General features: G+C 59.1%; 12 protein-coding genes. 9 read left to right on the forward strand and 3 right to left on the reverse strand.

The features are described 5' to 3' along the window. Positions 1 to 2: 2 nt before the first annotated feature. The 6 genes from AB4O11_RS23155 to AB4O11_RS23180 are packed head-to-tail and all read left to right on the forward strand — an operon-like array spanning position 3 to position 7,072. Positions 3 to 2,477 carry an efflux RND transporter permease subunit gene (locus AB4O11_RS23155; protein ID WP_460090888.1) on the forward strand — a complete coding sequence of 825 codons (2,475 nt, stop codon included), beginning with the start codon at positions 3 to 5 and terminating at the stop codon, positions 2,475 to 2,477. Then, positions 2,467 to 3,714: an MFS transporter gene (locus AB4O11_RS23160; protein ID WP_460090889.1), complete on the forward strand. Its 1,248-nt coding sequence runs from the start codon at positions 2,467 to 2,469 to the stop codon at positions 3,712 to 3,714. Before AB4O11_RS23155 ends, AB4O11_RS23160 begins: the two co-directional genes overlap by 11 nt. 13 nt (positions 3,715 to 3,727) lie before the next feature. After that, positions 3,728 to 4,309 (forward strand): cupin domain-containing protein, encoded by a 582-nt coding sequence (locus tag AB4O11_RS23165; protein WP_460128745.1) that lies wholly within the window; start codon positions 3,728 to 3,730, stop codon positions 4,307 to 4,309. Continuing rightward, complete coding sequence (locus AB4O11_RS23170) at positions 4,306 to 5,289, forward strand: fumarylacetoacetate hydrolase family protein (protein WP_460128747.1); 984 nt, start codon at positions 4,306 to 4,308, stop codon at positions 5,287 to 5,289. The genes AB4O11_RS23165 and AB4O11_RS23170 overlap by 4 nt, the downstream gene beginning before the upstream one ends. Before the next feature lie 9 nt (positions 5,290 to 5,298). Beyond that, the gene (locus AB4O11_RS23175) at positions 5,299 to 6,300 is read left to right on the forward strand and encodes an NAD-dependent epimerase/dehydratase family protein (RefSeq protein WP_460128749.1); all 1,002 of its coding nucleotides are present in this window, start codon (positions 5,299 to 5,301) and stop codon (positions 6,298 to 6,300) included. Beyond that, on the forward strand, positions 6,278 to 7,072 hold the full coding sequence (locus AB4O11_RS23180; RefSeq protein ID WP_460128751.1) for a cyclase family protein: 795 nt from the start codon (positions 6,278 to 6,280) through the stop codon (positions 7,070 to 7,072). Before AB4O11_RS23175 ends, AB4O11_RS23180 begins: the two co-directional genes overlap by 23 nt. A gap of 95 nt (positions 7,073 to 7,167) precedes the next feature. Here AB4O11_RS23180 and AB4O11_RS23185 read toward each other — a convergent pair whose 3' ends face one another. Together AB4O11_RS23185 and AB4O11_RS23190 are read right to left on the reverse strand one after the other, a co-directional pair. Beyond that, positions 7,168 to 8,241 (reverse strand): Rieske 2Fe-2S domain-containing protein, encoded by a 1,074-nt coding sequence (locus AB4O11_RS23185; RefSeq protein ID WP_460128753.1) that lies wholly within the window; start codon positions 8,239 to 8,241, stop codon positions 7,168 to 7,170. A gap of 36 nt (positions 8,242 to 8,277) precedes the next feature. Continuing rightward, a complete protein-coding gene (locus AB4O11_RS23190; protein WP_460128755.1) occupies positions 8,278 to 9,231 on the reverse strand; it encodes a PDR/VanB family oxidoreductase in 954 nt (317 codons plus the stop codon). 284 nt (positions 9,232 to 9,515) lie between these two features. Between AB4O11_RS23190 and AB4O11_RS23195 the strand changes: the two genes are divergently transcribed. The 3 genes from AB4O11_RS23195 to AB4O11_RS23205 all read left to right on the forward strand — a co-directional run bounded on the left by AB4O11_RS23195 (position 9,516) and on the right by AB4O11_RS23205 (position 11,911). Further along, positions 9,516 to 9,986 carry a MarR family winged helix-turn-helix transcriptional regulator gene (locus tag AB4O11_RS23195; RefSeq protein WP_007910265.1) on the forward strand — a complete coding sequence of 157 codons (471 nt, stop codon included), beginning with the start codon at positions 9,516 to 9,518 and terminating at the stop codon, positions 9,984 to 9,986. Positions 9,987 to 10,108: 122 nt separating this feature from the next. Then, entirely contained in the window at positions 10,109 to 10,624 is a 516-nt protein-coding gene (locus AB4O11_RS23200) for a cupin domain-containing protein (RefSeq protein ID WP_093432626.1), read from the forward strand. A gap of 228 nt (positions 10,625 to 10,852) precedes the next feature. Continuing rightward, entirely contained in the window at positions 10,853 to 11,911 is a 1,059-nt protein-coding gene (locus AB4O11_RS23205; RefSeq protein WP_460128757.1) for an ArsO family NAD(P)H-dependent flavin-containing monooxygenase, read from the forward strand. A 55-nt stretch (positions 11,912 to 11,966) separates the two neighbouring features. On the opposite strand, the gene AB4O11_RS23210 is transcribed toward AB4O11_RS23205, so the two are convergent. Next, on the reverse strand, positions 11,967 to 12,743 hold the full coding sequence (locus AB4O11_RS23210) for an SDR family NAD(P)-dependent oxidoreductase (RefSeq protein ID WP_460131141.1): 777 nt from the start codon (positions 12,741 to 12,743) through the stop codon (positions 11,967 to 11,969).

Below are 12,743 nucleotides of genomic sequence, written 5' to 3' on the forward strand. Positions count from 1 at the left end.
TTATGAAACCATTCGACAACGCCACGGCCAGCCTGGCGAGTTTCGACCCGCGCTCCGGCTCGGTCGTGGAACGCACTTTGTTCAATCATCGGTTGTGGGTGTTGCTGGTGTGCCTGGTGACCACGCTCTTCTTGGGCTATCAGGCCACGCGCGTCGAGCTGAACGCCAGTTTCGAAAAGATGATTCCCACGCAACAACCTTACATCGCCAATTATCTGCAACATCAACAGCAGCTCAGCGGTCTGGGCAACTCCTTGCGCATCGTCGTCGCCAATCGCCAGGGCGATATCTACGACGCTGATTATCTGAAAACCTTGCAGGCGCTGAGCGACAAGCTTTACCTGCTGCCCGGCGTCGACCGTGCCTACATGAAGTCGCTGTGGACGCCGGCAACGCGTTGGGTCGCGGTGACTGAAGACGGACTGGATGGCGGCCCGGTGATTCCGGACGATTACGCCGGCACACCGGCCAGTCTCGAGGCCTTGCGCCGCAACGTGCAGCGCTCCAACGAGCTTGGCCAACTGGTAGCGTTCGATCAAACCTCGAGCATCATTTACGTGCCGTTGCTGGCAACGACTGCCGACGGCCAGGCGCTGAATTACTCGGTGCTGTCGGAGCAACTGGAAGCGTTGCGCAGCGAGTACCAGAACGACAGGATTGACATTCACATCACCGGTTTCGCGAAAAAGGTCGGCGACCTGATTGCCGGGCTCAAGCAGATCCTGCTGTTCTTCGCCGTAGCGATTCTGATCACCACCGCCGTGCTGTTCTGGTACACGCGCTGCCTGCGCAGCACGGTGCTGGTGGTGTTCTGTTCGCTGGTGGCGGTGGTCTGGCAACTGGGCCTGTTGCCGTTGCTCGACTATCAGTTGGACCCGTATTCGGTGCTGGTGCCGTTTCTGGTGTTTGCCATCGGCATGAGCCATGGCGCGCAGAAAATGAACGGCATCATGCAGGACATCGGTCGCGGCATGCACCGGGTCGTTGCCGCACGCTTCACTTTTCGACGGCTGTTTCTGGCCGGACTGACGGCATTGCTCTGCGACGCAGTGGGTTTTGCCGTGCTGATGTTGATCAAGATCCAGGTGATTCAGGATCTGGCCGTGATCGCCAGTATCGGTGTGGCGGTGCTGATTTTCACCAACCTGATTTTGCTGCCGGTGTTGCTGTCCTATGTCGGCGTAACGCCGCGTGCGGCGCAACTTAGCCTGAAGAGCGAGCAGAACGATCAGGCCGGCGCGCGGCGTCATGGCTTCTGGCGTTTTCTCGATCTGTTTACCCGACGTCGCTGGGCCAGCCTGTGCATTGCCATCAGCCTGGCGTTGGCGGCATTGGGTTTTGTGGTCAGTCTGCAATTGAAGATCGGTGATCTGGATGCCGGTGCACCGGAACTGCGGGCCGACTCACGCTACAACCAGGACGATGCGTTTCTGACCCGGCACTACGGCGCCAGCAGTGATTTGTTCGCAGTGATGGTGAAGACCCCGGCCGGGCAATGTGCGCGTTACGACATCCTCGCCAAAGTCGATGCGCTGGACTGGCAGCTGCGTGCGCTGCCGGGGGTGGATTCGACCAACTCGCTGGCCTTGCTCAACCGGCGCATGCTGGTTGGCCTCAGCGAAGGCAGCGCCAAGTGGTACGAGCTGCAGAACAATCAGGCGATGCTCAACATGATCACCGCCAGTGCGCCACGCGGCTTGTACAACGAGGATTGCAGCCTGCTCACGCTGTACGCTTACCTCACCGACCATAAGGCTGAAACGCTGACGCGGCTGGTCGAGCACGTCGAGCAATTCGCCGCCGCCAATAACAACGATGATGTGCAGTTTCTGCTGGCAGCGGGCAATGCCGGCATCGAAGCGGCGACCAATATCGTGGTCAAGCAGGCCAATCGCGAGATGCTGTTCTGGGTCTACGGGGCGGTGATCGTCCTGTGCCTGATCACCTTCCGTTCGTGGCGCGCCACGCTGTGCGCGGTGATTCCACTGATGGTCACCTCGATCCTCTGCGAAGCGTTGATGGTCTGGCTGAACATCGGCGTGAAGGTCGCGACGTTGCCGGTGATCGCGTTGGGTGTCGGCATTGGCGTCGACTATGCGTTGTATGTAATGAGCATCTTGCTCGGCCATCTGCGCCAAGGCGCAAGCCTGTCAGAAGCCTATTACCGCGCACTGGTGTCCACCGGCAAAGTGGTGATGCTCACCGGTATCACGCTCGCCATTGGCGTGGCCACGTGGATCTTCTCGCCGATCAAATTCCAGGCTGACATGGGCGTGCTGCTGGCGTTCATGTTCGTCTGGAACATGGTCGGCGCGCTGCTGCTGTTGCCAGCGCTGGCGTACTTTCTGCTGCCTGCACGGCGCACGAACACCGACGCAGAAACGCCGGAGGAGGCCATCAATCTGGCCCTGCCGTCGCGAGCCGTGGCGGTAGATGTTGTTCAATCGCGTCATCGGGAGACCTGTCATGGCCGTTGAGTCTTCATTGGAAAACAGCGGCCGTCGCGCCGGTTTGACGCAATCGTTGCTGTTGCTGCTCGGCAGCTGTCTGCCAGTGCTTGGCGCGGTATTGCTCGCACCGGTATTGCCGCGCATGCAGGCACATTTTGCCGAGGTCGCAGGCAGCACTGTGCTGGTGCCGATCGTGCTGACCCTGCCGGCATTGATGATTGCGCTACTGGCGCCGTTTGCCGGGGTCATCGCCGATCGTCTCGGGCGCAAACCGCTGTTGTTGGCGAGCATGGCGTTGTACGTGCTTTGCGGTGTGCTGCCGCTGTGGCTGGATTCGCTGGCGGCGATTGTCGCCAGCCGCGCCGGGATCGGTCTGGCGGAGGCGGGGATCATGACCTGCTGCACCACGCTGATGGGCGACTACTACAGTGGCGCCCGACGCGAGCGCTTGTTCGCCTTGCAAATGGTCGCGACGTCGCTGTCCGCTGCGGTGTTTATCGCCTTGGGTGGTTTCCTCGGACAGGACGACTGGCGCACGCCGTTTGCGCTGTACGCAGTCGGGCTGATCTTCCTGCCGCTGATGGCGTGGAAACTCTGGGAGCCACAACCCCGCGTGCAACCGGCGACAACGCTGCCGGTGCCAGTCCCGCGCACATTTCCATGGCGGGCACTCACGCCCATGTATGCATTGTCTCTGCTCGCGGGCCTGAGCCTGTTCATCGTGCCGGTGCAGGCCGGTTACTTGCTCAACTTGTTGCACGTGGATGCGCCGCAGCAGATCGGCATGACCATGGGCGCCAATCAACTTGGCGTGCTCGTCGGGGCCTTGAGTTTTCGCCTGTTGAGCGGTTTGCGTAGCCAGCATGTGTTGCTGATTGCCTATGGCCTGGCCGGCATTGGCGGGCTGTTGATGGCCGCTGCCGGCAGCCACGCGCACGTGGTGGTCGCGGTCTTGGTCAACGGTCTGGGCATCGGCCTGATGTTGCCGACGTTGATCACCTGGATCATGGCGCAAGTCGGCTTTGCTCAGCGTGGGCGAGCGGCGGGGTGCTTCACCGCCGCGATTTTTGCCGGCGAGTTCATCAGCCCCCTGGTGGTACTCGCCTTCACTTCCGGGACTTCCACGGCGTTGCCTCAAGCATTAGCCATGATCGGTTGGTTGCAACTGGTCGTGGCGCTGTTTTGTCTGTCCGTGCCGAGGCTCGGTGGACTGTTGACCCGCCCCCATGTCGGCGGTCACGACTCCATCGGCAACGGCCATTGAACGAGGATATTCCATGCAAGCGCTTCCCCCTTTCAAACGCGTGGTCACCGGGCATGATGCCCAGGGCCGCGCCGTCGTCGCCAGTCTCGGAGCAACGGCCAACGTCTTCGCACTGCGAGCGGTGCCAGGCACGGTGTTTCATGAAATATGGAACAGCAGCGGCAGTCCGGCACTGCTCGACAATGCCGATGATCCAACCAGCAAACCTTTACAGCTGAGCCCCGACCCGCAGGGCAGTGTGATTCGTGTCGTCGACATTCCGCCAGACAGCGTGCAAAACCAGGTCAGCGATGCCGCTGCTGCGGCTGCATTCGCCGAGATTGGCCAGGCGCATGCCGGCACCGGACAGGCGAACTCGCGGCACAAACTGATGCACCGCACCGAAACCCTCGATTACGGCATCGTCACCGAAGGCGAAGTCTGGCTGGTGCTCGACGAGACAGAAGTCCACCTCAAACGCGGCGACGTGGTGGTTCAGCGCGGCACGAATCACGCGTGGAGCAACCGTACCGAGGCCATGGCGCGCATGGTGTTTATTCTGCTGGACGGGCGTTTCGCCGCTGAATTGCAAGACTGCCCGGGAGAAACTGCATGAAGCTCGCAACCTTGAAAAACGCTAGCCGTGACGGCCAATTGGTGGTGGTTTCGCGCGACATGGCCCTGGCTATCGACGCCCGTTCGGTAGCGTCGACCTTGCAACACGCCATCGAAAACTGGGCTGAAGCCGAGCCGCGTTTGCGAGTCCTGGCGCGTGAGCTTGAAAACCACGATTGCCGCGAGGCCTTTGCCTTCGACCCGGCGCAGGCGATGGCGCCGTTGCCGCGTGCTTATCAATGGTGCGACGGTTCGGCGTTTCTCAGTCACGGCGCACTGATGCAGAAAGCGTTCAACCTAGATCCGATCGAAGGCGCTGACCGCACGCCGTTGATGTACCAGGGCGCCGGTGATGACTTCCTCGGCGCACACGATGACATCGAACTGCCGAGCGAAAGCCAGGGCATCGATTTCGAAGGCGAGTTTGTCGTGCTGGTCGATGATGTGCCGATGGGCTGTTCGGCGGAAAACGCGTTGCAGCACATCAAGCTGATCCTGCAGATCAACGATGTCAGCCTGCGTGCGCTGGCACCGCGTGAAATGCGCACCGGTTTTGGATTTCTGCAAGCCAAGCCGTCCTCCAGTTTTGCCCCGCTGGCGATTACCCCGGATGAACTCGGCGAAGCCTGGCGAGACGGTCGCGTCAATTTGCCCCTTCAAGTGCAGTGGAACGGCGAGTGGTTTGGCCAGCCGCACGGCGCGCAAATGAACTTTCATTTTGGCGAGTTGATCGCCCACGCAGCCTTAACCCGACGCTTGCGCGCCGGCACGCTGATCGGTTCCGGCACGGTGTCGAACGCCGAGCGCAACGTCGGCTCGGCGTGCATCGCCGAACGCCGGGCCATCGAGATGATCGAGCAGGGCGCTCCGGTGACTGGCTTTATGCGTTTCGGTGATCGCGTGCGCATGGACGTCACCGGCAGCGATGGTCAGTCACTGTTTGGTGCGATCGATCAACGCGTCGTCAAGGCCAACGGCTGAGGAACACCCATGCGTGTACTGATTACCGGAGCCAATGGCTTTGTCGGTCGCGAACTGCTGCGTTGTCTGCTCGCACGCGGCAGTTTGCGCGGGCAAGTCATTCTTTCGTTGCTGGTGCTGGACACCGATGTCCAAGGCCTGCCAGACGACCCGCGCCTGCGTCGGCACAGCGGCAGCGTGACGGATGCGGCGTTGATGCGTCGGGTCTTGGCCGACGGCATCGATGTGGTGTTTCACCTGGTCAGCGTCCCCGGGGGAGCAGCGGAGGCGCATTACGAATCGGGTTATCAGGTCAACCTGCTGGCCAGCCTCGAACTGCTCGATCAACTGCGCAACAAGGCGCGACCTCCGGTGCTGGTGTATGCCAGCAGCGTTGCGGTGTATGGCGCTGATCTGCCGGCGAAGATGAACGAACAGGCTGAACTGCACCCGCAATTGTCGTACGGCACACACAAGATGATGGTCGAGCGCGCGCTGATCGATCTGGGTCGGCGCGGTGAAGTCGACAGCCGCGCGGTGCGCCTGCCGGGCATTGTCGCGCGCCCGCGCGAACCCAACGGCTTGCGCTCGGCTTTCATGAGCGACTTGATGCGTGCCTTTGCCGAGGGCGCTGAGTATTGCTGCCCGGTATCACCGCAAGCAACAGCGTGGTGGATGTCGGCGCGCTGTTGCGTGAACAACCTGATCCACGCCGCCGAACTGGATGACGCCGCCGCGCAACAGCGTGTCTGGCAATTGCCAGTGCTGCATTTGTCCATCGCCCAGGTGGTCGATGCCTTGGCGGCAACTTACGGCGAGCAACGCCGTGCGCTGATCAGTTTCGCCGCTGACCTTGACCTCGAAACCCTGTTTGGGCGCATGCCGCCCTTGAAAACCCCACAAGCCCGCGCTGTCGGCTTCAGCCATGACGGCAGCGTCGCCACGCTTATTCGCAACGCCCTCAACCCAGCCCCTTTTCGGCATCTGCCGTTGAACGGAGATACGCCTCATGTCACAGCCCATCCCGCGTAAACGTCGTCTGGTCGACCTTTCGGTGACCCTCGATAACAACCCGTACACAGACCCGCCACCGCTGTTGCCGAAAATCGATTACATGGATCACCAACAAGGCTGGCCGGAAATGGCCGCGATGTTCCCGGGCTTGCAGCTTGAGCAGATGCCCGGCAATGAATCGTGGGCCGCCGAGCGCCTGCAGATCACCACCCACAGCGGCACCCACATGGATGCGCCGTGGCATTACGCCTCGACCACCGATGGCGGCGAGCCGGCATTTGGCATTGATGAGTTGCCGCTGGACTGGTGTTTGCAGCCGGGGGTTAAACTGGATTTTCGCCATTTGCCTGACGGTCACGTGGTCACGGCAGAAGAGGTCGACGCGGAACTGGCGCGTATCGAGCACACGCTGCAACCGCTGGATATCGTGCTGATCAACACACGCGCCGGTGCACTGTTCGGTCAGCCCGGGTATCTCGACGCCGGCATTGGCATGGGACGCGAAGCGACGATGTATCTGCTGGAACGCGGCGTACGCGTGGTCGGCACCGATGCCTGGAGCTGGGACGCGCCGTTCAAATACACCCGTGAACGTTTTGCTGCCAGCGGCGATGCCTCGATCATCTGGGAAGGGCATAAGGCCGGGCGCGATATTGGCTACGGGCAAATGGAAAAACTGGCCAACCTCGAATCCCTGCCAGCGAGCGGCTTCACGGTGTCGTGCTTTCCCTACAAGATCCGGCATGCGTCCGCAGGTTTTGTGCGCGCGGTGGCTATTTTCGAAGAGTGATCGGGCTGTTTGAGGCATTCTTTCAACGATAGTAAGAGAACGGCAGGCTTTGAACACAGTGGACGGCGTTTGCCGCCGCCACTGTTCTGAAGCAATCAACCCGTTGGATTGCGCAGTCGCTCGATGATTCTGCGGGCACGATTGGCCCCGACGTCGACGTGAATATCAATCATCGGGCGCGTACCGAACCGGCACATGTTCTGGTACTGCGCTTCGATCACCAGTTTGTCTTCGTCGAACGTCAATCGCGTCTGATGCAGTACTTTGGCTGTGACGGCCTCGGGATCATGTTCAGGGTTGGTGGCCATGGTCCAGAAGTAATGGCTTGTGGTGTCTGTTTCCGGCGTTACGCCGTGAAAGCCGCGCATATGAAAACCGCCCCGATCCGGGTTGTGCAGATCGTCCGTGCCCGCATCTATCGCGCCGGTCCAGATGCGCAGGTGATTGAAGTGAAATTCGATCTCCTGCCAGCGGTCGATGTTGCCTTTGAACGGGTAGGCCGCGGTGTAGGTCGGCGGCGGAACGGAGTCGGGCATGTGGCGAACCACGCGAACCATTGAGTCATCACCATCGACGTTCATCTTCGCGTTCATATGAATGCTGGCGTTGCCGCCAATGGTGTGCAGATGGACGTAGCCCAGGTGACTAAGATCCATGAGGTTGTCGTGGATGAGTTGATAAGGCGCGTCGTAGTGATAGACATCACCGTCGAACAGGTATTTACCGCTGCTGTGCACGTCGTAGACCGGCGGCGCGAATGTCGGCTGCGGATGCTCAGCGCTGCCGAACCAGATCCAGATGATCTGGTTCTGTTCCTGGACGGGGTAGGAAGGGACTTTGGCTTTGCTCGGGATCTTGTCCTGTCCGGGTATTTCGATGCATTTACCGCCTTCATTAAATAGCAGGCCGTGGTAACCGCAGCGTAAACCGCGTTCCTCCACTGTGCCGCCAGACAAGGGCAATGCACGATGGCAGCAGCGGTCCTCCAGCGCGGCGACTTGGTTATCCGCCGTGCGAAAAAGCACCACTGGTTTATTCAGCAACGTGCGGCCAAGGGGTTGGTTTGTGAGTTCTCGGCTCAAGGCTGCGACGTACCATTGATCGAGCGGGAAACTAGGCACGGTGGCCGGGGCGATTTCGTGTGCAAGGGGTTGGGCAGCGGTAGTCATGATGTTCTCCGGCGAGCGGTCGGTGCTCGGTTCAGGTCAAAGATCCAATACCAGGCGGGGCGATTTGGCACGTGAGCAGCACGGGGTGAAACGGTCATTGGCAGCGTGTTCTGCAGCCGTCATGAACTGATCACGATGATCGCCAATGCCTTCTAGCAAGCCCGTGACACAGGTGCCGCAGACGCCTTGCTCGCACGATGATTCGATGGCAATCCCGGCCTCATCCAGGACTTCGAATACAGTGCGATCGGCCGGGATGTAAAAAATCTGCCCGCTGCTAGCTAGCTGAACTTCGAAAGGCGAATCAGCGCTTGCATCGACAGGTGCGGCGGCGAAGAACTCTCTGTGCACGCGATCTTCGGGCCAGCCAGCGGTCTGCGCGGTGTCGAGGATGAAATTCATGAAACCGGCGGGGCCGCACACGTAAAGGTGAGTCGTGGTACCTGGCGCGGCGAGGAGGGCGGTTGCATCGAGTTTCTGTTCGGGTGATCCGCTGTCGTCATGCAAATGCACGTGGCTGGCGAACGGCGCTTGTCGCAGGTATTGGATAAACGCGGCACGCTCGCTGGATCGAAAGCTGTAATGCAGCTCGAAATCCGCGCCTTGATGATGAAGTTCATGGGCCATCGCCAGCATCGGCGTAATGCCAATCCCACCACCAAAAAGCAGGTGGCGCTTGGCTGAGTCCGCGAGTGGAAAGAGGTTGCGCGGCTCGCTGATGCTGAGTGTCTGTCCCTGACTGATGGTGTCGTGCATCGCGTTGGAACCACCGCGGGAGGCGGGATCCTTCAGCACACCGATCACGTAGCGATGACGCTCTCGGGAGTCATTGCACAGCGAGTATTGCCGGGTAAGGCCGCCGGCAATGTGGATGTCGATGTGTGCACCGGCGTTGAACGGTGGTAATGGCTGATCGTCCGCTGCGCACAGCTCGAAACTGCAGATGCCCTCGGCCTCGACGACTTTGCGGGTGACGTTGACTTGAAGCATGACTTCTCCCTCCACATTTAAGTGGCTGCTGAAAAACGAAAGGGGGTTTGCGGGTGACGAATCAGCCGGGCAAGAAGAAGTAGAAAGGGTGGGTAATCATGGGCGCCAAGGAAGGGCACGGCTGGCGAGAGTTCATAAGCAAGACCTGTTAATTATTTTTTTGAGGTTGTGCTACGGCGTATCATGCGGCGCATCGTCCGCAATGACAGGCTGAGTGAATCCTCAGATAATTTAGTTGCGGTGTCAACCATATTGCAAGATCTTCGATCTACGGTGTTTTCTCGATGCCTACCGATACACAACTGAACCTGTCGCGTTATGTACCTGGCTTGGTGACGTTCCTGGCGAACAAACTCGCCACCGGGGCTTCCCAGTGCTACCGCAAACACTTCGGAATCGGCGTGGTTGAATGGCGGATGCTTTCGATGCTCGCCGTTGAATCCGACATCACCGCCAATCGAATCTGCCAGGCGATCGGACTCGACAAGAGCGCTGTCAGTCGTTCATTGCAGACGCTGGAAGCAGCGGGGCGGATCACTAGTCAGTTGGATCCCAAGGATGCACGGCGTTACACCGTGCGATTGACGGCCAGCGGCAAAGAACTGCATGACCGCGTGCTCAAAGTTGCACTTGAGCGAGAGTCGCGTCTGCTCAGCGGACTGACCCCGGCTGAGGTCGACACGTTGATTGACTTGCTTGGGCGCCTGCATCTGCAAGTGCCCAATGTGAACAGTTATGACCCGAGTGAGGAGTGAATCAGCGAAAGATCGAGATTTGTCTGAAAAATTCGTCATTCGTCTTCGATATGCGCTTAACTACACTAAATGGTCGTTTAGTTGAGCTATAAAAAACCACCATAAAATCAAGGGGGCGGGCGATGATTCAACGTAAAGCAAGCACACAAGACGTGATCAATGCGCTGAATCTCGAGCCTCATCTCGAAGGCGGCTATTTTCGTAGAACCTATCAGTCAGACCATCGCGATTGGCTCGAAACCGCTGGCGGCCCACGTTACCTGATGACGTCGATCTACTATCTGCTGACCGAGCAATCACCGGTGGGCCAGTTTCATTTCAATCAGTCTGACATCCTGCATTATTTCCACTTGGGCGACGCACTCGAATACAGCCTGATCCATGCGGACGGTTCATTGCAGACAGTCATCATGGGCAACGATGTTCTCGCAGGACAGCGTTTGCAATTGCACGTACCGGGCGGCATCTGGAAAGCATCACGATTGCTGGACGGGACAAACGGATTTGGATTGATCAGTGAAGCGGTTTCGCCAGGATTTGATTTTGCCGACATGGAGATGGGGAATCGCCAGAAGCTCACGACAGCGTTTCCACAGCATCGAGCATTGATTGAAAAGCTGACGCGGGATGAGGATTGAGCGATGCAGATTCAAATGATTAATCAGGTTGGAGGGAAAGCCGGTTTGGAGCATTGCAGGAGAATGAAATCTCGCGGGCAACGTGGCTAATCTCGAAACATCTTGTTACGTGTAATGTATATTATGTTAAATCATATCCATTACAACGCCACCGATTGAGCAACATCAACAAACGTCCACTTCAAATGGATTAACTTAACCTGAACCTCGCTGACCCAAGGATTCCCCATGCCTGCCGAAGTGGATGTTGCGATTATTGGCGGTGGCCAGTCTGCACTCGCCGTCGCTTACTTCCTGCGCCGTACCGGGCGTTCCTTTGTGATTATAGATGCCGAAGCAGCACCGGGTGGCGCCTGGCGGCATGGCTGGGATTCCCTGCGACTGTTTTCACCGTCGACCTGGAGTTCCATCGCCGGTTGGATGATGCCTCCGGTCACTGACGGTTACCCCAGTCGCGACAACGTACTCGATTACCTGCGCCAGTATGAGCAACGCTACCAGTTTCCTGTCGCACGGCCCTACTGGGTCAACGCTATTGAACGTCGGGGCAATCACCTCAACGTAAAAGCCCAGGGTCGCAATTGGCTGGCCCGTACCGTGGTCAGTGCGACCGGCACTTGGCGTCATCCCTACCTGCCGCATTACCCAGGCAGCGAAACCTTTACGGGTCAGCAATTGCATTCGGCCCATTACGTTAACGCCAAGCCGTTTGCGGGGAAAAAAGTCCTGGTGGTGGGCGGTGGCAACTCCGGTGCGCAGATCCTCGCTGAAGTCTCGCAAGTGGCCGATGCCACTTGGGTTACTCCGCAGCCGCCAGAGTTTCTTGCCGATGACGTTGATGGACGCGTGCTCTTCGAGCGAGCCACCGAGCGCTGGAAAGCGCAACTGGCCGGCATCGTCATTGAACAGCCCGTTGGCGGCCTGGGCGATATCGTGATGGTGCCGCCAGTCGTTGAGGCACGGGAGCGCGGCGTGTTGCACGCGGTTCGGCCGTTCCTGCGCTTCACCGAGACCGGCGTGACTTGGGCTGATGGCTCGCAAACGCCGGTCGACGCGGTGATCTGGTGCACCGGCTTCCGCCCTGCCCTCGGCTATCTGGAATCACTGGGCGTGTGTTCCGCCGACGGGCGCGTGACCGTCAAAGGTACGCATTCGATTCAGGAACCGCGTTTGTGGTTGGTGGGTTATGGCGACTGGACTGGTGCCGCTTCCGCGACACTGATCGGCGTGACCCGAACGGCGCGCAGTACCGTTGAGGAAATTGAGCGGTTTTTGCTGGAGCAGTGAGTCAGCGCGGCGCAGTTCAGGCAACGTTGAGGTCCCTCTCAGGAATTAAAATGTCTTAACCCGCTTTGTTCTCAACCAGACAATTGCCTCCATCCACCACGAGCAGTTCACCGGTGATGTAACTCGCTTCAGGTGAAGCCAGGAATACAACGGCTGCGGCCACTTCGTCTGGGCGCCCCGCTCTCCCGAGAGGCGTAGAACATGCAGCTTTGACTTCATCAGGCGTGCTCGACCCTGTAGCTATCCAGCCAGGGGCAACTGAGTTCACCGTGATACCTTGATGAGCCACCTCAAGGGCTAGACTCATGTTCATTCCTACCATTCCCGCCTTTGCAGCACTGTAAGCAGCCTCCCCTGGATTACTGGCCCGCGTGCCGGTAGTTGAGCTGATGTTCACTATGCGGCCATAGCCTCTCGCTCGCATCCCAGGCAACACCCCTTGGGTTAACAGAAACGCAGTTGTCAGATTTCTAGCGATGGAAAGATTCCAGCTTTCGAGGCTCGTACTCGTGAACTCGGAGAACTGTTCTGGACTCCCTTGCATCGCCATACCGGCATTATTTACAAGAATATCGATGCGGCCCCAGACGGCCTCAGCCCAAGCGACGAATTCACTCACCTGAGTTTCCTGAGTCAAGTCGACCGGTCGACCCACTGCTTCGAAGCCGGCGGCACGTAACTCCGCAACCCGCTCATTGATGCGTGCGCTGCTTGCCGTGACGATCAACTTGGCCCCTTGAGCGCCGAGACGATGGGCAATGGCCATACCGATTCCAAGCTCACTGCCCGCTCCACTCACAAGTGCCACTTGATCTGCCCAGGTTGAATTCAT

This window comes from Pseudomonas sp. H1_D05 (genome assembly GCF_054682705.1).

Bases quoted from the DNA above. Each gene is read 5' to 3' on its own strand.
- AB4O11_RS23155 (WP_460090888.1), top strand. From the start codon at position 3: ATGAAACCATTCGACAACGCCACGGCCAGCCTGGCGAGTTTCGACCCG.
- AB4O11_RS23160 (WP_460090889.1), top strand. From the start codon at position 2,467: ATGGCCGTTGAGTCTTCATTGGAAAACAGCGGCCGTCGCGCCGGTTTG.
- AB4O11_RS23165 (WP_460128745.1), top strand. From the start codon at position 3,728: ATGCAAGCGCTTCCCCCTTTCAAACGCGTGGTCACCGGGCATGATGCC.
- AB4O11_RS23170 (WP_460128747.1), top strand. From the start codon at position 4,306: ATGAAGCTCGCAACCTTGAAAAACGCTAGCCGTGACGGCCAATTGGTG.
- AB4O11_RS23175 (WP_460128749.1), top strand. From the start codon at position 5,299: ATGCGTGTACTGATTACCGGAGCCAATGGCTTTGTCGGTCGCGAACTG.
- AB4O11_RS23180 (WP_460128751.1), top strand. From the start codon at position 6,278: ATGTCACAGCCCATCCCGCGTAAACGTCGTCTGGTCGACCTTTCGGTG.
- AB4O11_RS23185 (WP_460128753.1), bottom strand. From the start codon at position 8,241: ATGACTACCGCTGCCCAACCCCTTGCACACGAAATCGCCCCGGCCACC.
- AB4O11_RS23190 (WP_460128755.1), bottom strand. From the start codon at position 9,231: ATGCTTCAAGTCAACGTCACCCGCAAAGTCGTCGAGGCCGAGGGCATC.
- AB4O11_RS23195 (WP_007910265.1), top strand. From the start codon at position 9,516: ATGCCTACCGATACACAACTGAACCTGTCGCGTTATGTACCTGGCTTG.
- AB4O11_RS23200 (WP_093432626.1), top strand. From the start codon at position 10,109: ATGATTCAACGTAAAGCAAGCACACAAGACGTGATCAATGCGCTGAAT.
- AB4O11_RS23205 (WP_460128757.1), top strand. From the start codon at position 10,853: ATGCCTGCCGAAGTGGATGTTGCGATTATTGGCGGTGGCCAGTCTGCA.
- AB4O11_RS23210 (WP_460131141.1), bottom strand. From the start codon at position 12,743: ATGAATTCAACCTGGGCAGATCAAGTGGCACTTGTGAGTGGAGCGGGC.